Origin of the sequence: Clostridium sp. CMCC3677, assembly GCF_023845585.1 — a bacterium.
GTDB lineage: Bacteria > Bacillota > Clostridia > Clostridiales > Clostridiaceae > Clostridium > Clostridium aquiflavi.
The window spans coordinates 1-19,611 of record NZ_JAMQHS010000016.1 but is presented as its reverse complement, the minus strand read 5'-3'; the positions used below and the strand labels follow the sequence as shown (position 1 = coordinate 19,611).

Annotated in this window: 21 protein-coding genes and 7 tRNA genes; 25 read left to right on the top strand and 3 right to left on the bottom strand. The window is 28.8% G+C overall.

All coding sequences use genetic code 11. From position 1 onward, the window contains the following. Positions 1–111: 111 nt before the first annotated feature. The 11 genes from NG901_RS15505 (at position 112) to NG901_RS15455 (ending at position 8,840) form a co-directional block, all read left to right on the top strand. On the top strand, positions 112–351 hold the full coding sequence (locus NG901_RS15505) for a putative Se/S carrier protein (protein ID WP_252216541.1): 240 nt from the start codon (positions 112–114) through the stop codon (positions 349–351). A 26-nt stretch (positions 352–377) separates the two neighbouring features. After that, positions 378–1,271, top strand: coding sequence for a mechanosensitive ion channel family protein (locus NG901_RS15500; protein ID WP_252216540.1), 894 nt, complete (start codon positions 378–380; stop codon positions 1,269–1,271). Continuing rightward, complete coding sequence (locus NG901_RS15495; RefSeq protein WP_252216539.1) at positions 1,271–1,462, top strand: DUF951 domain-containing protein; 192 nt, start codon at positions 1,271–1,273, stop codon at positions 1,460–1,462. The genes NG901_RS15500 and NG901_RS15495 overlap by 1 nt, the downstream gene beginning before the upstream one ends. A gap of 109 nt (positions 1,463–1,571) precedes the next feature. After that, positions 1,572–1,859, top strand: a complete 288-nt coding sequence (gene rpsF / locus NG901_RS15490; RefSeq protein ID WP_252216633.1) for a 30S ribosomal protein S6 — start codon at positions 1,572–1,574, stop codon at positions 1,857–1,859. A gap of 13 nt (positions 1,860–1,872) precedes the next feature. Beyond that, entirely contained in the window at positions 1,873–2,316 is a 444-nt protein-coding gene (locus NG901_RS15485) for a single-stranded DNA-binding protein (protein WP_252216537.1), read from the top strand. A 21-nt stretch (positions 2,317–2,337) separates the two neighbouring features. Further along, positions 2,338–2,589 (top strand): 30S ribosomal protein S18, encoded by a 252-nt coding sequence (rpsR, locus tag NG901_RS15480; RefSeq protein WP_252216530.1) that lies wholly within the window; start codon positions 2,338–2,340, stop codon positions 2,587–2,589. Positions 2,590–2,777: 188 nt separating this feature from the next. Continuing rightward, a complete protein-coding gene (locus NG901_RS15475; protein ID WP_069680984.1) occupies positions 2,778–3,098 on the top strand; it encodes a MazG-like family protein in 321 nt (106 codons plus the stop codon). Positions 3,099–3,121: 23 nt separating this feature from the next. Then, complete coding sequence (locus tag NG901_RS15470) at positions 3,122–5,062, top strand: DHH family phosphoesterase (protein WP_252216529.1); 1,941 nt, start codon at positions 3,122–3,124, stop codon at positions 5,060–5,062. Positions 5,063–5,064: 2 nt separating this feature from the next. Beyond that, positions 5,065–5,508: a 50S ribosomal protein L9 gene (gene rplI, locus NG901_RS15465; RefSeq protein WP_252216528.1), complete on the top strand. Its 444-nt coding sequence runs from the start codon at positions 5,065–5,067 to the stop codon at positions 5,506–5,508. Positions 5,509–5,523: 15 nt separating this feature from the next. After that, complete coding sequence (gene lonC / locus NG901_RS15460) at positions 5,524–7,416, top strand: Lon family ATP-dependent protease (protein WP_252216526.1); 1,893 nt, start codon at positions 5,524–5,526, stop codon at positions 7,414–7,416. 86 nt (positions 7,417–7,502) lie between these two features. Further along, positions 7,503–8,840 carry a replicative DNA helicase gene (locus NG901_RS15455; protein ID WP_252216523.1) on the top strand — a complete coding sequence of 446 codons (1,338 nt, stop codon included), beginning with the start codon at positions 7,503–7,505 and terminating at the stop codon, positions 8,838–8,840. A 247-nt stretch (positions 8,841–9,087) separates the two neighbouring features. Here the strand turns inward: NG901_RS15455 and NG901_RS15450 are convergent, their stop codons facing one another. After that, positions 9,088–9,441: a protein phosphatase gene (locus NG901_RS15450; protein WP_252216520.1), complete on the bottom strand. Its 354-nt coding sequence runs from the start codon at positions 9,439–9,441 to the stop codon at positions 9,088–9,090. A gap of 214 nt (positions 9,442–9,655) precedes the next feature. On the opposite strand from NG901_RS15450, the gene proC reads away from it, so the two are divergent. The 3 genes from proC (at position 9,656) to NG901_RS15435 (ending at position 12,783) form a co-directional block, all read left to right on the top strand. Next, a complete protein-coding gene (proC, locus tag NG901_RS15445) occupies positions 9,656–10,456 on the top strand; it encodes a pyrroline-5-carboxylate reductase (RefSeq protein ID WP_252216518.1) in 801 nt (266 codons plus the stop codon). A 725-nt stretch (positions 10,457–11,181) separates the two neighbouring features. Further along, complete coding sequence (locus NG901_RS15440) at positions 11,182–12,429, top strand: ammonium transporter (protein WP_252216515.1); 1,248 nt, start codon at positions 11,182–11,184, stop codon at positions 12,427–12,429. A gap of 15 nt (positions 12,430–12,444) precedes the next feature. Continuing rightward, the gene (locus tag NG901_RS15435) at positions 12,445–12,783 is read left to right on the top strand and encodes a P-II family nitrogen regulator (RefSeq protein ID WP_252216512.1); all 339 of its coding nucleotides are present in this window, start codon (positions 12,445–12,447) and stop codon (positions 12,781–12,783) included. A 98-nt stretch (positions 12,784–12,881) separates the two neighbouring features. Here NG901_RS15435 and NG901_RS15430 read toward each other — a convergent pair whose 3' ends face one another. Continuing rightward, positions 12,882–14,054 (bottom strand): NAD(P)-dependent malic enzyme, encoded by a 1,173-nt coding sequence (locus tag NG901_RS15430; RefSeq protein WP_252216509.1) that lies wholly within the window; start codon positions 14,052–14,054, stop codon positions 12,882–12,884. Between the two features lie 223 nt (positions 14,055–14,277). Between NG901_RS15430 and NG901_RS15425 the strand changes: the two genes are divergently transcribed. The 3 genes from NG901_RS15425 to NG901_RS15415 all read left to right on the top strand — a co-directional run bounded on the left by NG901_RS15425 (position 14,278) and on the right by NG901_RS15415 (position 16,800). Beyond that, a complete protein-coding gene (locus NG901_RS15425; RefSeq protein WP_252216506.1) occupies positions 14,278–15,564 on the top strand; it encodes an adenylosuccinate synthase in 1,287 nt (428 codons plus the stop codon). A 102-nt stretch (positions 15,565–15,666) separates the two neighbouring features. After that, entirely contained in the window at positions 15,667–15,849 is a 183-nt protein-coding gene (locus NG901_RS15420; protein WP_003371961.1) for a DUF1858 domain-containing protein, read from the top strand. Between the two features lie 201 nt (positions 15,850–16,050). After that, positions 16,051–16,800 (top strand): acyl-[acyl-carrier-protein] thioesterase, encoded by a 750-nt coding sequence (locus NG901_RS15415; protein WP_252216504.1) that lies wholly within the window; start codon positions 16,051–16,053, stop codon positions 16,798–16,800. An 82-nt stretch (positions 16,801–16,882) separates the two neighbouring features. On the opposite strand, the gene NG901_RS15410 is transcribed toward NG901_RS15415, so the two are convergent. Further along, positions 16,883–18,127, bottom strand: coding sequence for a BaiN/RdsA family NAD(P)/FAD-dependent oxidoreductase (locus NG901_RS15410; RefSeq protein WP_252216502.1), 1,245 nt, complete (start codon positions 18,125–18,127; stop codon positions 16,883–16,885). A gap of 164 nt (positions 18,128–18,291) precedes the next feature. Between NG901_RS15410 and NG901_RS15405 the strand changes: the two genes are divergently transcribed. From NG901_RS15405 to NG901_RS15370, 8 genes are all read left to right on the top strand, one after another. Next, positions 18,292–18,876 (top strand): hypothetical protein, encoded by a 585-nt coding sequence (locus NG901_RS15405; protein WP_252216499.1) that lies wholly within the window; start codon positions 18,292–18,294, stop codon positions 18,874–18,876. Between the two features lie 115 nt (positions 18,877–18,991). Beyond that, positions 18,992–19,066 (top strand) — tRNA-Glu (locus NG901_RS15400). A 13-nt stretch (positions 19,067–19,079) separates the two neighbouring features. Next, positions 19,080–19,155, top strand: a tRNA-Val gene (locus tag NG901_RS15395). A gap of 6 nt (positions 19,156–19,161) precedes the next feature. Beyond that, positions 19,162–19,238: transfer RNA gene (locus NG901_RS15390), tRNA-Asp, on the top strand. 9 nt (positions 19,239–19,247) lie between these two features. Beyond that, positions 19,248–19,322: transfer RNA gene (locus NG901_RS15385), tRNA-Thr, on the top strand. Between the two features lie 29 nt (positions 19,323–19,351). Continuing rightward, a tRNA-Glu gene (locus NG901_RS15380) sits at positions 19,352–19,426 on the top strand. Between the two features lie 13 nt (positions 19,427–19,439). Further along, positions 19,440–19,515, top strand: a tRNA-Val gene (locus NG901_RS15375). A gap of 20 nt (positions 19,516–19,535) precedes the next feature. Continuing rightward, a tRNA-Thr gene (locus NG901_RS15370) sits at positions 19,536–19,610 on the top strand. The last annotated feature ends 1 nt before the right edge of the window (position 19,611 follow it).

Sequence of the window (19,611 nt, the reverse complement as noted above, 5' to 3'; positions counted from 1 at the left end):
TTAAAATAGAGTCTTAGTATTAAGATAAATAATCAATATATATATTTATTATTTATTAAAATTAGATATAATATAATGTATAAATAATAGATGAATATAGGTAGGTGTAAAATGAATTATTATATAATAGTCTTTAAAAATACTTTTGATGCTATGGCTGCAGAAAAATATTTACAAGAAAGTAAATATGAATTTAAAATAATGCCGACTCCAACTTCTATAACTAAAAGTTGTGGAATATGTGTTAGAATTAATGATAAAGAAGTGATAAACGAAGTAATTAAAGATAATAAATTTGAATATAAAAATATATATTTAAGAGATAATAGTGAATATGTTTCAATTGAATAAATTAAAAATTAGGAGTGCTTGAATTAATGGTTAATTATTTAATAAAATTTAATTGGAGTCAAGAGGAGATAAAATTAGGTAATATATCAATAGGATTAAATAATATTGAATTTTTAGTAAATAAATCATTAAGAATACTTAGTGTATTTATATTAATGTATATATCTATTAAAATAGGAAATTACTTAATTAAAAAGTTTGTTGAAAGACAAATAAAAAGCAATACAATGCTATCTCTAGACTCACAACGTGCAAAAACACTGGGAGAAGTGCTGAAGAGTGTTTTAAAATATTCAGTTTACTTTATAGGTATAACTTCTATAATATCTACTTTATTTAATGGATTGTCATTTACGTTTGCTAGTATGGGTGGATTAGCTGTTGGATTTGGTGCTCAAAGTTTGATTAAGGATTTGATAAATGGATTCTTTATATTATTTGAAGATCAATTTGGTGTTGGCGATCATATAACAGTAGGAAAATTTAGTGGAATAGTTGAAAGTATAGGAATTAGAACTACAATAATAAAAGACTTTACTGGAGATATTCATTCTATTCCAAATGGTTCAATTATTGAAGTGACTAATCATTCAAGAGGCAATATAAGATTTATAGTAGATGTTGATATTGCATATGAGGAAAATATAGATAATGCAATTTCTATAATAAAAGAAGTTTGTTCAAACTTTGAACAAGGTAATGAAGATATAGGAGAACCTATAGAAGTATTAGGGGTAAATGCTTTAAACGCTTCAAGTGTAACAATTAGGGTAATTGGAAAAAGTAAACCTCTTAAGCAATGGGAAATGGAAAGAGAATTAAGAAAGTTAATAAAATTGAGATTGGATAAAGAGGGAATAGAAATACCATATCCTAAGACTCAATTAGTAAGTGCTAATATGGAAAAGGGGGACTTATAATGATAGAAATATTTGAACTTGGTGAAATAGTAAAAATGAAAAAACAGCATCCATGTGGTTCATATGAGTTTGAAATTATTAGATTAGGAGCAGATATAAAAATAAAATGCACAGGATGCGGTAGAATAATAATGCTTCCTAGAAGTAAATTTCAAACAAGAGCAAAAAAGGTAATAAAAACTGAAGAATAGTATAAAAAGTAAAAAAAACTTGAATTAATGATTTTACACTGATATAATTAGAAAATGAAATCCCTGCTGTGTGAATAACACAGCCGTTAGTCCAAAGGAGGTGAAAATGATGAGAAAGTATGAAACTATATTTATACAACACCCATCATTCGATGAAGAAACTGTAAAAGCAAACATCGAAAAGTTTAAAGGTGTTATAGAAAATGGTGGAGGAACAATCGAAAATGTTGATTTTTGGGGTAAGAGAAAGCTTGCTTATGAAATCTCAAAGGTTAGCGATGGTTACTACACTTTAGTTAGCTTTAATGCTGGTCCTGAATTACCAAAAGAATTAGATAGAGTATTCAGAATTACTGATGGTATAATCAGACATATCATTGTTAAGGAAGAAGTTTAAGGTGGTGTTTTAAATGAACAAAGTAGTTTTAATCGGAAGATTGACGAAAGATCCAGAACTAAGATTTACTCCTGGAGCTGGAACAGCAGTAACTACCTTAACATTAGCAGTTGATAAGTATAATTCTAAATCTGGTCAAAGAGAAGCAGACTTTGTACCTGTAGTTGTATGGGGCAAACAAGCTGAAAGTACTGCGAATTACATGAGTAAGGGTAGCCAAATGGCTATAAGCGGTAGAATTCAAACCAGAAATTATGAAGCAAAAGATGGAACAAAGAGATATGTTACAGAAGTAGTTGCTACAGAAGTTCAGTTTTTAAGTAAATCAAATGCTTCAGGAAATGTTGGTGCTAATTATGGTAACAACACTGAATATTCATCATCAAATAATCCATTTGATGATATGAACTTTGAAGAAGACATAACTCCAGTAGATGATGGGGATATGCCATTCTAATTTAGGTAAGGAGGGAATAACATGAGCAGAGAAGATAATAGAAGATCTGGCGGAAGAGCTAGAAGATCTAAAAGAAAAGTTTGTGCTTTTTGTGTAGATAAAGCTGAGTCTATCGATTATAAAGATATAAACAAGTTAAGAAAGTATGTTACTGAAAGAGGTAAGATACTTCCTAGAAGAATTTCTGGAACTTGTGCTAAGCATCAAAGACAATTAACAGATGCTATTAAGAGAGCAAGAAACATAGCTTTATTACCATTCACAACTGAATAGTAATAAAATTACTCCCCTGAGAAATCAGGGGTTTTTTATTACACAGAAATCTTTAAGTTAAACGTATTTATACTTAATTATATAAATAAATGGAAAAATAATACAAATAAATATGTATATGCCTTGCATTAGTAAGTAAAAAAATTTAAAATAATTATACAGGGTTGGGAAATGTGAGGTGATTATAGATGAAAAAAGATGAATTAAATATAATGACTAGTGTTAAAATAATAGAAAATTTAAAAGCTCAATTATTATGTATTATAGGAGAATTTTTCAGATTATTAACAAAAGGTAGTAATGTTACTCGTAATTCCATATTAGATTGTATTTCAGGTGCAATTAGTATATTATATGTTCTCGCAGAAAAGTTAGGATATTCTTTTGCAGAGGTTGATCATGTTATGAAAGAAAACTTAGAATTAGGAATTAGAGCTGAAGATGAGGTTGAAAGAGATGGTAAAAGTCTAAGTAAGCTTAAGACCTATATCAATAATAGAAGAGATTAACAATAAATTTAGGAGGCTTTTTTATGAATAAAGTAACAACTATGAGGAGGTTACTTAAGCCGATTATATTAATTTTATTTTCATTAATTTTATATTATTTTAATTATCCAGGAATAGCATTAATAATTTTTTTAGTTTACTTAGTGGATAATTTTTATCAATTAAATTATTATTGGAAAAAAGACAATGATATTGATGAATTTATAGAAAAACTTAATAAGGGTATAGAGAGTAATATATTTCAGTTTGTACATCCTCTAGCTTTAATTAGAAGAAATGGTGATATTGTATGGAGCAATTCTATATTTACTGAATTGAAATCTAAGGAAGAATCATTAAACAAAAATATTTTAAGTATAGCTAGAGGTATAAATTTAGGACGCATATTAAGTGATAAGGAAACCTTACATCAAAGATTAAAGATAAAGGGTAAATTATATGATACTTATGCAACTAAAATTAATATAGAAGATAATGAAGAACTATATTTAGTGTATTTTAATGATGTAACTGAAATAATAGGTTATGAAACTACAAAAGAAAGTGTTATGTTAATTGAAGTTGATAATTTCACAGAAGCACTAGAAACAACTGAAGAAAGTAATAGACCTTTATTAGTTGCAGAAATAGAAAGAACAATAAATGCATATGCTAATAATTTAAAAGCAATGATAAGAAAATATGATACTAATAAATATGTTCTATCTATTCAAGATAATTTTATAAAAAAACAGATTGATGAGAAATTTAAAATATTAGATGAGATTTCTAAGATAGATAAAGGAAATAAAATTGAAGTTACACTAAGTATTGGTATTGGCAGAGGGGGAATATCTCCAGCAGAAAATGCTAAATATGCTAATACTGCAAAAGAATTAGCTTTAGGTAGAGGCGGAGATCAAACTGTTGTTAAAAGTAACGATGAAATAAAGTTCTTTGGTGGAAATACTAAAGAAATAGAAAAAAGAACTAGGGTTAGAGCTAGAGTTGTAGCACATGCTTTGAATGAATTAATCTTCGTAAGTAGTAATGTTTATATTATAGGACATAAGAATCCTGATATGGATTGCTTTGGAGCAGCTATGGGTTTAGCAAGTGTTATTAAGCAATTAGGTAAATCGTGTAAGATTGTATTACAAAATGATACAAATGCGATAGAATATTATTTAGATAACCTAATGAAAGATCCTAAATATGATGATTTATTTATATCCACAGAAAAAGCAAAAAATGATTTAGATGATGATTCATTGCTTATAGTAGTAGATGTTCACAATAAAAGCTACGTGTCTGATTTGGAACTAGTAATGAATGCTAAGAGAAAGGTTATTGTAGATCACCATAGAAGAAGTCCTGATATGATTGAGGGAGATATATTAAATTATATAGAAGTATATGCATCATCAACTTCAGAGATGGTTACGGAAATGATTCAATATATGATTGATAAGCCTAAGTTAGCTAGAACTGAAGCAGAAGGATTACTCGCAGGAATATTTATGGATACTAAAGGTTTCTTATTTAAGACTGGAGTAAGAACATTTGAAGCAGCATCATTCTTAAGAAAATCAGGAGCAGATACTATAGAAATCAAAAAAATATTTAGTGATGACTTAGAAAATTATTTACTTATTGCAGAAGCAATAAAATCTGCAGAAGTAAATGACAATATAGCTATTGCAATATGCCCTAAAAATGTGGATACTGTAATTGTAGCCAAATCTGCTGATGAACTATTAAATATATCTGGCATAAATGTATCTTTTGTTTTAGCACAAATAAATAACGATATATATATAAGTGGAAGATCAGCTGGGGATGTAAATGTTCAAATAGTTCTAGAAACCCTAGGGGGCGGAGGACACATGAATATTGCAGGTGCAAAAGTATCAGACGCTAAAATTGAAGACGTCGTTTATGATTTAAAAGAAGCAATAAAAAAATATTTAAAGGTGGGAGATTAACTATGAAAGTTATTTTATTACAAGATGTTAAAAAGATAGGCAAAAAAGGTGAAGTTATAGAGGCTTCAGATGGTTATGCAAGAAACTTTTTATTTCCTAGGAAATTAGCTCAAGAAGCTACTGATTCAAATATGCATATCTTAAATAACAAAAAAGAAAATGAAAGAAAGAAAAAATTAGCTGAAATAGAAGCAGCACAAAAATTAGCTGGAGAGCTAAAGGGAAAAGAAATAACAATAAAAACTAAAATAGGTGAAAGTGGAAAATTATTTGGTGCTATTACTAGTAAAGATGTAGCTGCATTAATAAAAACTCAATATAATGTTGAAATAGATAAAAAGAAAATAGTAATGGATACAATAAAATTATCAGGAAATTATGATATAGAAGTTAAATTATATCCTGAAGTTAGTACAAAAATGAAGATAAATATAATTCCACAATAATAAGGAGGATTTGTTTTGAAATCAAATGAAGAAACAAACTTATTAAATAGTATAATGAGTGGGAATTTATCAATAGAAGCTCAAATAGATGCTTTATTTAATGTAACAAAAAATATTTTAGATAAAGGTGCATTTAGATCTAGAGTTGTTAGATTTAAATTAGATAGATATGTAAAATCACAAGATAATTGTGATAGAATGTTTGCTTTAAAGACTATACTATCTGAGGGCGAAAAAAAAGGAATTCCTAAAGAAGAGGACTTGGAACAAGAAGTAAAAATAATTATAGAACTGATTGTAGATGAGATTGCCAAAAAATATGTTCAAAACAAAATAGAAATGAAGGTTGAACAGGCAATAATGGAGAAACAAGAAAAGTATATTGATGAAGTAAAATTATCTGTAATTAAAAAGCAAAAAGGTATTGAAAATAATAATACTATGAGTAAATTAAATAATTTAATTTCTTTAGATGAAAAAGTAACTAGTAAAAATATCATGAGCTTTTTAAGACCAGATAGTTTTGATGAAGTAGTAGGTCAAGAACGTGCTATAAAGTCATTAATATCTAAATTGTCTTCTCCATATCCTCAACATATTATATTATACGGACCACCTGGGGTTGGTAAAACAACTGCAGCAAGACTTGCTTTAAAAGAAGCAAAAAGATTAAATTTTACTCCATTTGATGATGAATCAAAATTTGTTGAAGTAGATGGAACTACTTTAAGATGGGATCCAAGAGAAATAACTAATCCTTTATTAGGATCAGTACATGATCCTATATACCAAGGAAGTAAAAGGTATCTATCAGAGGCAGGAGTTCCTGAACCAAAGCCAGGACTAGTTACTGAAGCACATGGAGGAGTATTATTTATAGATGAGATAGGAGAATTAGATCATATATTACAAAATAAACTTTTAAAAGTTTTAGAGGATAAAAGAGTAGAATTTTCATCTTCATATTATGATCCAGATGATGAATCAACTCCTAAATATATAAAATATTTATTTGATAATGGAGCACCAGCTGATTTCGTATTAATAGGTGCTACTACTAAAAGTCCAAGTGAAATAAATCCAGCATTAAGATCTAGAGCTACTGAGGTTTATTTTGAACCATTATCTTCTGATGATATAGAGCTTATAGTTAAAAAAGCTTCTGAAAAATTAAATGTTACTTTAGAAGAAGGTGTTGCTAAGAAAATTAGTAATTATACTTTTGAAGGTAGAAAAGCAGTAAATATATTAACAGATGCTTATGGATATGCATTATACATAGAAAAGCAAAGCAAAGATAATGTTGAAATAAAGCTAGAATATTTAGATGAAGTATTGTCTGTTGGAAGACATGTTCCTTTTGAAATATTTGATAATACTGAGGAATATGAAATAGGACATATTTATGGCTTAGGAGTAAGTGGATTTTTAGGTTCAACTATTGAAATTGAAGCCAATGTTTTTGAGGCTAAAAAGAAAGGTGCTGGAGTAGTAAGATTTAATGAAACAGCAGGTTCTATGGCTAAAGATTCTGTATTCAATGCAGCTTCAGTTATAAGAGCCATAACTGATAAAGATATAAAAGATTATGATATACATGTTAATGTTATAGGTGGTGGAAAAATTGATGGTCCATCAGCTGGGGTTGCAATTACATTATGCATAATAAGTGCATTATTAAAGAAACCTATAAAGCAAGATATAGCAGTAACAGGTGAAATATCTTTAAGAGGAAAAATAAAACCTGTAGGCGGAATATTTGAAAAAATATATGGTGCTAGAAGAAAAGGAATTAAAAGAGTTTTAGTTCCAAAAGATAATGAAAAAGAAATTCCAATGGGTCTTAAAGATATAGAAGTTAAATCAGTAAGTACTATAGAAGAAATTATGGATATTGTTTTTGAATAATGAAATAGGCTTCCTTGAACTAGGAAGCTTATTTTAAATTAAAGTTTAGATTGTATTTTATTAAATTCAAAAAGGGAGGACTGTTTTTGGAATCACAAGTTATGAGAACTTTACCTCAGAGTATAGAAGCTGAACAATCGGTAATAGGATCTATGATTATAGATAAATCTGCTATTGCTAAAGTCTTAGAAAGCTTAGAAGAAGAAGATTTCTATAGAGATGGTCATAAAGTAATATTTAGAGCTATATTAGATATGTTTAGAAAAGATATGGGTGTAGATTTAATTACTTTATTAGAAAACTTAAAAAGTACGGAAATGCTTGAAAGAGCAGGTGGAGTAACTTATATAACAGAAATAAGTGCATCAGTTCCTACTACAGCAAATTTATCTTCTTATATAAAAATAGTAGAAGAAAAATCGGTTTTAAGAAAACTTATAAAGGCTTCAACATCAATAATAGAATCCAGCTATAATAATCAAGGCGAAGTTGAAAATGTATTAGATGGAGCTGAAAAAAGAATATTTGATATAGCTGAAAAGAAAACATCAAAGGATTTTGAACCGTTAAGTGACGTTTTAGAAAGAGGTTTTCTTGAAATAGAAAGACTTTTTAATAATAGAGGTGAAATTACAGGGGTAGGCTCTGGTTTTGCAGATTTAGATTCTAAAACATCAGGATTTCAAAAAGGTGATATGATTCTTATTGCTGCTAGACCATCTATGGGGAAAACTACATTTGCATTAAATATAGCAGAACATGCAGCGTTAAGAGAAGGAAAAAGCGTAGTTGTATTTTCTTTAGAAATGTCAAAAGAACAATTAGCATATAAATTACTTTGTTCTGAAGCAAATGTTGATATGTTAAGACTTAGAACAGGTGAGTTAGATGATAAGGATTGGGAGAATATAGCTAGAGCTACAGGTCCATTATCTAAAGCAAAAGTTTATATAGATGATACAGCAGGGGTTTCCGTTATGGAAATGAGATCTAAATGTAGAAGATTAAAAATGGAATATGGAATAGATTTAATAGTTATAGACTATTTACAACTTATGTCTGGAAGTACTAGTAGTGATAATAGACAACAAGAAGTATCAGAAATATCAAGATCGATAAAAGCGCTGGCAAAGGAAATGGAATGCCCAGTTATAGCATTATCGCAATTATCGCGTGCTCCAGAACAAAGAGCAGACCATAGACCAATGTTATCGGATTTAAGAGAATCTGGTTCTATAGAACAAGATGCTGATATTGTTATGTTCTTATATAGAGATGAGTATTATGACAAAGAAACTGAAGATAAGAATATTGCTGAATGCATAATAGCAAAGCAAAGAAATGGTCCAGTAGGAACAGCTAAACTTGCATGGCTTGGTCAATTCAGTAAATTTGGAAATTTAGATGTTATTCATAAAGAATAAAAATATTTACATTACTATTTTTAAATCAATAGTTAAAAATAATAATATATCAGGTAAGATATATTATTAGTGAAAAACTGAGAATGAGCGTATTTAGTTTAAATCTCAAGACAATACTGATAATCAAGAAAAAATTCTTATTTGGAATTTTAAAATATACGTTTTAAAGCCTTTGATTTTAAATTAAAACTCTCAACTCTCATTTCTCAACTTCTAACTAGTAAAGCTCAATTTAGCAATTTTATTTTTAAATACATCTAATTTTTTTTACTTTAGGAATATTAATTTTAATTTCTTTTTTTTCTTTGAAAAGAGAGATTTCTTCTATATTAATATCTTCTAAATAATAAATTCTTCTAAAATTATAATTTACATCATTATATTCATAAAATTCGAAAATTAAAAAATTATTCTTATAGAAGATTTCTAAAAAATAATTCCTATTAGAGGAAAATAATATATCTATATAATAAAAATTATAAGTTTCTTTTAAGTTAATCTTAGGAATTTTTGAGTCTAAGGTTTTTTTATCTAAAAAGTAATTTATAAAATCTTCTTTATTTAATAAAGAGTTATAACAAAGCATAGAATCATTGTTCATAGATATTAACCTCCCTTCTAATGTCATTATTAGTTTATGAAATAGAAGAGTAGCTATACTATGATTATAGTGGAGAAAATTTTAAAAATAGGCTATGTTTTAAGAATGTGTTGATATATGCATAAGTAGGTGTACAGAGTAATTGAATTTAAAAATGTTATTTTAAAACACGCATTTAAAATGTAATAAAAATAAAAAAATGGGGGCTTAATTTATGGATAGAAAAATTGGTTTTATAGGTTGTGGAAATATGGGAAGTTCTATGGTTGGAGGATTAATTAATTCAGGATCTTTTGAATCTAAGAACATATTTGTTTCTACAAAAACAGAAAGTTCAGCAAGCAATATGAAAGATAAATTCAACATCAATGCTAGCATTAATAATAAAGATGTAGTCAAAAATTCTAATATAATTATTTTATCTGTTAAACCATATATGTTTAAAGATGTAATTAATGAAATTAAGGATTATTTAACTGAAGATAAATTAATAATTAGTGTAGCAGCTGGGATTACAATTGAAAATTTAGAAGATTTAATAAGCAAGAAGCATAAAATAATTAGAAGTATGCCTAATACTCCAGCCTTAGTTGGAGAAGCAATGTCTGCAATATGTCCAAATGCAAATGTATCTAAAGAAGATATGGAAGTATGTAAAAAGATATTTGAAAGTTTTGGAGAATGTGTTGAAATATCAGAAAAAGATTTTCATGCATTTATTGCTTTATGTGGATCGTCACCAGCATACATATTTATGTTTATAGAAGCTATGGCAGATGGTGCAGTAAAGTTAGGAATACCTAGAAATAAAGCTTATAAGATGGCAGCTCAAAGTGTATTGGGTTCTGCAAAAATGGTTTTAGATACAGGAAAACATCCAGGAGAATTAAAAGATGCAGTTTGTTCACCTGGTGGAACTACAATTGATGCTGTAGTTGAATTAGAAAAGTTAGGTTTTAGAAGCAGTGTTATAGAAGCTATGGATAAATGCGCAGAGAAGTCTAAAAATATGTAGTGTATCTGAAATAGATTATGTTTTAATGGAGTATTTATATATGCATAAGCGAAGTGGACTAAGTAATTGAACTTAAGAGCTCTATTGCATATATAAATACACATTAAAAATATAATTATAAAATTTAAAAAAATAAATATAGTTTTTCTTTTAATTAATCATAAAAAATAAAAAATTATATTGCTCCCTCTGTTTTGTGGACAAAAATTCAAACTTTTTTTGGGGATAACTTTTTAATTATGAATTGTGGATAAATTTCAAAAAAATTTTATGTGGATAAGTATTTTGAAAATTTGTGTGAATAATTTTTAAAAATATAAATCTATAAATAAAATTAAAAAAACTACAAATTATAATGATTAAAAAATTTAATGGCAACTATGGGATTTATAATATTATGATCAAATGTTGAAATATAAGAGTAATAAAAAATAATAAACATTTATATTTAATGTAAGAAAATATATCAGATGTTAAATGAATTAATAAAAAGTAAGCAAAATTATATTTAAAAGTTAATCAAAATTTTATATTAAAACATTATTGACAAAATTATATGAGAATAATATACTATAAAACATAAACAATGGAGTTAAAAAATGCGATGCATTCGCAGTTTTTTAACTCCTTTTTTTTATATTAATTATAAAAAAATTTAAAACTTTAAAGCTAGCAATTAAAAGTTTTTAAATTAATAGTAATTTTAATTTAAAGGGGGAACTTTTATGGAAATTAATTTAGCAGATAGTTCATTTATTATAATTTGTTCAGCATTTGTATTTTTAATGACACCTGGGCTTGCATTTTTTTATGGTGGTATGGAAAGAAGAAAGAATGTGCTAAATACAATTATGACATCATTTTTTAGTTGTGGTCTTGCATCTGTAATGTGGGTTTTAATAGGTTATTCATTGTCATTCGGTAATGATTTTCATGGAATAATAGGTGGTTTTAATTTATTAGGACTTGTTGGCGTAGGAGCACATCCTAATGCTGCATATGCAAGTAATATACCACAATTGCTTTTTGCTGCATTTCAAATGATGTTTGCAATAATAACACCAGCACTTATAACAGGATCTTTAGCAGGAAGAATGAAGTTTTCATCATTATTTATTTTTATTGCAGCTTGGTCAATTTTAGTTTATTATCCAATGGCTCATATGGTATGGGGTGATGGTGGATTAATTAAAGCTTTAGGTGCAGTTGATTTTGCAGGTGGTAATGTAGTACATATTAGTTCAGGTATTTCAGGACTCATAGCTTGTATTATGCTTGGCAAAAGAAGAGGTTATGGTATGATGTCATATAAGCCTCACAATATACCGCTTGTAGTACTTGGAGCATCATTACTTTGGTTTGGATGGTTTGGATTTAATGCCGGTAGTGCATTAGGAGCTGGAACGCTTGCAGTTCATGCTTTTATGACAACAAATACTTCAGCAGCTGCTGCTATGCTTTCATGGATGTTAATTGAAAAAGTTAAACATGGTAAGCCAACAGTACTTGGTACAGCAACAGGCGCAGTTGTAGGGTTAGTTGCAATTACACCTGGAGCAGGATTTGTTCCAATTTGGTCTTCAATTATAATTGGAGCACTTGTATCACCAATATGTTTCTTTTTTATAGGAAGGGTAAAAGCAAAATTTGGATATGATGATGCACTTGATGCTTTTGGATGTCATGGTATGGGAGGAGTTTGGGGTGCTATTGCTACTGGTCTTTTTGGTAATACATCAATTAACTCAGGGGCACAATGGAATGGACTTTTATTTGGAGATACTCGTCTTTTTATAGCTCAAATATTAAGCATTATAATAACAATTATATTTGCAGGAATTATGACTTTCTTAATTATAAAAGTTATGAAATTATTTAGTGATATTAGAGTTGAAAGTTCAGAAGAAGCTGATGGCCTTGATGTTGTTGAACATGGTGAATCTGCTTATCCTGCATTTACTGGATTAGATTAAGGAGGGAAATTTATTGTGAAGAGAATAGAAGCTGTTATTAGACCTTCAAAACTTGAAGAGATTAAAGAAGCTTTAAAAAATAAAAACATTAATGGAATGACAATCAACCAAGTTATGGGGTGTGGAAAGCAATATGGTTGGACTGAATATCATAGAGGTAGTGAAGTTATAACAAATGTATTGCCTAAAATAGAAGTAAAAATGGTTGTTGAAGATGATAAGGTAGAAGAAGTTATTTCATTAATTTCGGAAATTGCAAGAACTGGAGATGTTGGAGATGGTAAAATATTTGTTATAGATATTGCAGAATGTGTGAGAATTAGAACTGGTGAAAGAGGCAATAAAGCATTGTAATAAATTAAAATATAATTATTAAAGATATAACTGTTGAATAATTTCTAAGTTATATCTTTAATTTATAAAAACTAATATTTTAGTTAAATTAAGTATTGTTATATTTGTGCAGCTCCGCTTTCAATTGCAGCTTTTTTCACAGCATCTGCAACAATAGTTTGAACATCTAAATTAAATGCTTTAGGAATTATAAATTCAGCACTTAACTCTTCATTAGAAACAGAATTAGCTATTGCATAAGCAGCAGCAACTTTCATTTCTTCATTTATTTCTGATGCTCTTACATCTAATGCACCTCTAAATATGCCAGGGAAAGCTAATACGTTATTTATTTGATTAGGATAATCTGAACGTCCAGTGCCCATTACAGCAATTCCAGCTTCTTTTGCATCTTCAGGGAATATTTCTGGAGTTGGATTTGCCATAGCAAATATTATTCCATTTTCATTCATAGTCTTAACCATTTCTTTTGATACTATATTAGGAGCAGACACACCTATAAATACATCAGCATTTTTTATTGCATCTTTTAAGTTACCACTCTCATTATTAGGATTAGTTATTTGAGCTAATTCTTCCATATATGAATTATTAGAATCCTTACCTTTTGTAATTATTCCATTTATATCACACATAATAACATTTTTAACTCCTGAAGATATTAACAATTTACATATAGCAGTTCCAGCAGAGCCAGCACCATTTATAACCACTTTAATATCGTCTAGATTTTTATTTACTATTTTCAAAGCATTAATCATACCAGCAAGAACAACAATAGCAGTTCCATGTTGATCGTCATGAAAAACTGGTATATTTAATTTTTCTTTTAATTTCTTTTCTATTTCAAAACATCTAGGAGCTGAAATATCTTCTAGATTAATTCCACCTAAAGTTGGAGCTATATTACAAATAGTAGAAACTATTTCATCAACTTCTTTAGTATCTAAAACTATAGGAAATGCATCAACATCTGCAAATTCCTTAAATAAAACACTTTTACCTTCCATAACGGGTAATGCTGCAAGTGGTCCAATATCACCAAGTCCTAACACTGCTGTACCATCTGATATAACAGCAACAGAATTCCACTTTCTAGTATACTCATATGCTTTATCAGGATTTTTATGTATTTCTCTACAAGGCTCAGCTACTCCAGGGGTATAGGCTAGGCTTAAGTCTTTAGAATTTTTTACTTCACAAGTTGATTTAATTTCTATTTTACCTCTTTTTTCTTTGTGGAACTTTAAAGATTCTTCATAAATATTCATACCAACACTCCTCAATAGTTTTTATAAAATTTAACGGTATAATTCTAATGATAATTCAATTATACGAATTATTATTAAAAAAATCAAAAAAATATTCGATGCCTAGTTGACCATATGATTTGACTTTGCTAATATTTAAAAGGAGAGTTATTTAAAAATTAAATAAACATCCAAATATTTTTACATAAAAGCTATTAAAGCTTGTATTTAAGGAGGCAAACGAATGTCAGCATTTATTGTTTTAGGAGCCCAATGGGGAGATGAAGGAAAAGGAAAGATGACAGATTATCTAGCAGAAGAAGCTGAGGTTGTTGTTAGATTTCAAGGAGGTAATAATGCTGGTCATACTGTAGAAGTTGGAGATAAGCAATATAAATTGCACTTAATTCCATCAGGAATACTATATGATGATAAATTAAATGTTATTGGAAATGGAGTAGTAGTAGATCCTAAAGCTCTATTTGAAGAAATAAATTATTTAGAAGGTGTAGGAGTTAAAGTTACACCAGAAAAATTAATCATAAGTGATAGAGCACAACTTATAATGCCATATCATAAAACACTAGATGTTTTAAAAGAAAAAGCAAGAGGTAAAAATGATATAGGAACTACAGGAAAGGGCATAGGTCCATGTTACACAGATAAGTTTGAAAGATGTGGAATAAGAGTTTGCGATCTTATGCATGAAGATGTTTTTAAAGAAAAATTAGAAGAAAATATAAGAATGAAAAATGACTATATTACTAAGGTATTAGGTGGAGAACCTTTAAACTTTAGTGAAATATTAAATGAATATTTAGAATTTGCAAAGAAATTAAGACCTTTTGTTCAAGATACTTCAGTTAATGTTTATAACAATATTAAAGAAAACAAAACTGTACTATTTGAAGGTGCGCAAGGAATGCTTTTAGATATAGATTATGGAACATATCCTTATGTTACATCATCTAACACAACAGCTGGTGGTGTATGTAGTGGTATAGGTATTGGACCTAACATGATAACTAATGCAGTAGGAATAACAAAGGCTTATACTACAAGAGTTGGTAAAGGACCATTCCCTACAGAATTAGTTGATGAAACTGGAGATTGGATAAGAGAAAAGGGTCATGAATATGGAGTAACAACAGGAAGATCAAGAAGATGTGGTTGGTTAGACTTAGTTATAGTTAAAACTGCTGCAAGAGTAAGTGGATTGACTTCATTAGCTGTTACTAAGATAGATACACTAGCAGGATTAGAAAAATTAAAAGTATGTGTAGGATATAAATTTGATGGTAAAGTTATAGATTACTTCCCAGCAAGTTTAGAAGATCTAGCTAAATGTGAACCAGTATATGAAGAATTTGATGGTTGGGATGATAGTGTAGCAGAAGCTAGAACATATGAGGAACTACCTGAAAATGCTAAGAAATACTTAAATAGAATAGCTGAATTTACAGATACTAAGATTTCTATAATAGGTGTTGGACCAAAGAGAGAACAAACTATAAGAATAGATAGTATATAATATTAAGTTTTCATGTTATTGACTTTACTTTTAGTATAAAATATAATTCATAGTAGATAATATTTGTATGAATTGAGTTTTATGAATAAGAAGGTGAAAAATATGATAACAAAGGACATGACAATTGGTGAAGTAGTTAAAAATGATTCATCTAAGGCTGAAGTTTTAATGAGCTTTGGTATGGGATGTGTCGGATGTCCATCAGCTCAAGCTGAAACAATAGAAGAAGCTGCTATGGTACATGGAATTAATTTAGATGAATTAATAGAAGCATTAAATAAATAATACTTAAAAAGAAGAGGCTGTTGCAAAAATGCAATGGCCTTTTTACTATTAAATTATGATTTACAAAAATTTAAACTGTGCTGTATAAAAAACATTATATATAGGAAGAATTTGCAGTATAATAGATATTATGTATATAAAGGAGGGGGGAAATATTACACAGTAAATAGGGATTATTTTTACTTTAGTAATATTATAATTATGGGTAAGATTTTTAGTAAAGAATATGAAGTTAATTATTATGATGTAGATTCAAATTTAAAATGTAAGCTATCATCTATTATTAACTATATATGTGATGTAGGTAGTAGACAGTCTGAATTAATAGGCGGAGGAATGGAATACTGTACAACGAATAATTGTTCGTGGGTGTTTTATAAGTATGATATAAAAATGTACAGATATCCTAAGTTTGGAGAAACTATAAGTTTAACAACACAAGCTATAGGTTTTAAAAAATTCTATGGATTAAGAAAATATTCTATTAAAGATTCAGATGGTATTTTAATAGGAGAGGCATTAGCACTATTCTTTTTAATAAATATTGAAAAGAGAAGACCTATGAGAATACAAAAAGAACAATATGAATTTTATGGGGTAGATGGTGATTTAGATCATGATGTATCAATGGAAGATATAGAAAAGGTTGAAGAAGAACAATTTATTAAAGAGTTTCAAATCAGATATAGCGATATAGACTCTAATAAGCACGTAAATAACGTAAAATATATAGAATGGGCCATTGAAGCAGTTCCACTTGAAACAGTAAAAGAATATGAATTAAATAGAATTAAAGTGCTATTTGCTAAAGAAACTACTTATGGAAAAACAATTTCGTCAACAGCGACTTTAAGACAAATAGATGAAAATAATTTAAAGACTTATCATAAAATAAAAAATGATGAGGGAACTGAAATAACATTCTTAGAAGCAGATTGGATAAAAAAATAATATTAATGATAATAAAGCGATATCAAAGTAGGGTTTAATGTTTATACTTTGATATCGCTTTATGTTTTTAAAACACTAAAATTTATTTTTCAGCAGCAGATTTACCAGCTAAACATCCTGAGCTCCAAGCCCATTGTAAATTAAATCCTCCACAATCACCATGGACATCCATTATTTCACCACAGAAATAAAGATCTTTCACTATTTTTGATTCTAATATATTATCGTCTATTTCTTTAGTATTAACTCCGCCAAGTGTTACTTGAGCGTTGGAGAATCCATTAGTACCAGTGCATTTAAATTCCCAGTTTTTTAATCTAGAAATCAATATACTTAAATACTTCCAATCTAATTCAGAGCAACAAGAATGAATATCTTTAATACCGACATCCTTTAAAAGAGTAGATATCATTTTCTTATTTATCACACCTATTAAACAAGATGAAATTTCTCTATAGTTAAAAATTGAAAAATGACTGTATATAAAATTCTCTATTTCTTCTTTTGTTTCATTAGGGAACATATCAACACTAATTTTTACATCTTTGTTCTTATAAAGTGCTTTTGAAGCATATGAAGATAATTGTAAAATTGGTGGACCTGATATTCCGTAGTCAGTAAATAGTACTTCACCTTTTTCTGTTCTAATTACTTCACCATCAACTAGAATACTTACTTCACCATCAAATTTAATTCCTGATAATGCTTTCAAATAAGGATAGTCTAATTTAAGCTGAACAATGCCAGGAAGAGGTTCTACTATATTATGACCTAGTATTTTGCTAAGTTTAAATCCAGAGCCATCAGATCCTGTTTTAGGGGCAGATTTACCACCACAGCTTAAAATTAATTTTCTAGAGCTAAATTCTTTAAATTCTTCATTATTTGTATTAATGGTGAATTTCTTTGATTTTCTTATATCTGTAACTTTGCAATTGGTGTATAGAGGAATATTTTTATCATCTAAACACATTCTCAATATATCAACTACTGAAGATGCCTGAAGTGATTTTGGAAACATCTTACCATTTTCAAGTTCTACAATAGGTAAACCTAATGATAAAAATAAATTTTTTGTATCTTCAATTGTAAATTTATTTAATGTTTTAGTAAAAAAATTATTATTTTCGCTATGAAAATTAACAAATGGAGAACAGATATTATTATTAGATATATTACATCTACCATTTCCAGTGGTAAGAATTTTTTTACCTATTCTATCAGTTGCTTCTATTATAGCGACATCTTTTCCTAAATCCTTAGCCATTATTGCAGCAATTAATCCTGAAGCTCCACCGCCAACAACTATTAAATCATGATGAATCATATATGTTAATCTCCTTATATTTAAATGAATTATAAAGTAATACTTATATAAGTGTTTTCTAAATTACTTAAATAAATTCTAACATAGTAATATAAATCTTAAAAGCAAGGAATAATAAACTTAAAACAAAGCCAAAATATTTATAAGAAGTGGTGATTTTAGCTATGAAAGCAAAAGTTATTAATAAAGAACTAGAAGACTATGATTCAGTTTTTCAAATTAGAAGAATGAATTTTGATCAAGCTGTAATAAATTATCCTACAGGAAGTGGTTTAAAAACATTTCAAATAGAAGATATAGAATTAATTCCTGAAAACAAGGTTGATGAATTTTTAATAAGCAATAAGCAATTTTTAAAAATTAAACTGACAAAAGGAATATCTGTATTCTTTTATATGGCATTATTGGAGTCCCTGGAAGATGAAATAAATGAAAAAGTAATAGAATTAAATGTATTAAAAGATAAATATAAGATAAATAGAAGGGGTATATGGGATAAAGAAATATTAATATTTGTAAATAATAAGTTCCCTATAGAAGTATTATCTTCAGGACAAAACTTCAAAAAAGAAGGGTATAGCATAAATATCAATAAAGTTTCTGAAGAAAACTTTTTAAATATTTGTTTTAATGAAATCAATAAAATTGAAAAAGAAATACAGGATAGAAATAGGATGTTATCTGGGTTTGGGAAGGCTATTAATGAGATAAAAGGAAGTTATAATAATGAGCAAAAATTGTTGATTTAGCACTAAATAAAAATATAATAATAAAAAAAATCAAAAAATGTGTTGACACATAATATAAAATTATGTATTATAGTCTATGTGGTCGGGAACACGGTCACGAAAAATAAAAAACCAAGGCTCCTTGGTCAAGCGGTTAAGACACCACCCTTTCACGGTGGTAACAGGGGTTCGATTCCCCTAGGAGTCACCATTTTCTATCTTATGGGCGCATAGCTCAGCTGGGAGAGCATCTGCCTTACAAGCAGAGGGTCACAGGTTCGAGCCCTGTTGTGCCCACCATAAGATGGCTCAGTAGCTCAGTTGGTTAGAGTGCCGGCCTGTCACGCCGGAGGTCGAGGGTTCGAGCCCCTTCTGAGTCGCCAATTAAATTAGCTGGCATGGCTCAACGGTAGAGCAGCTGACTTGTAATCAGCAGGTTGTAGGTTCGATTCCTATTGCCAGCTCCATTTAAAAAATATTTTCGAAAAATTAATATGGCTCCTTGGTCAAGCGGTTAAGACACCACCCTTTCACGGTGGTAACAGGGGTTCGATTCCCCTAGGAGTCACCATTTTTTATCTTATGGGCGCATAGCTCAGCTGGGAGAGCATCTGCCTTACAAGCAGAGGGTCACAGGTTCGAGCCCTGTTGTGCCCACCATAAATTAAAAAGTAAATAATGCTGGCATGGCTCAACGGTAGAGCAGCTGACTTGTAATCAGCAGGTTGTAGGTTCGATTCCTATTGCCAGCTCCAT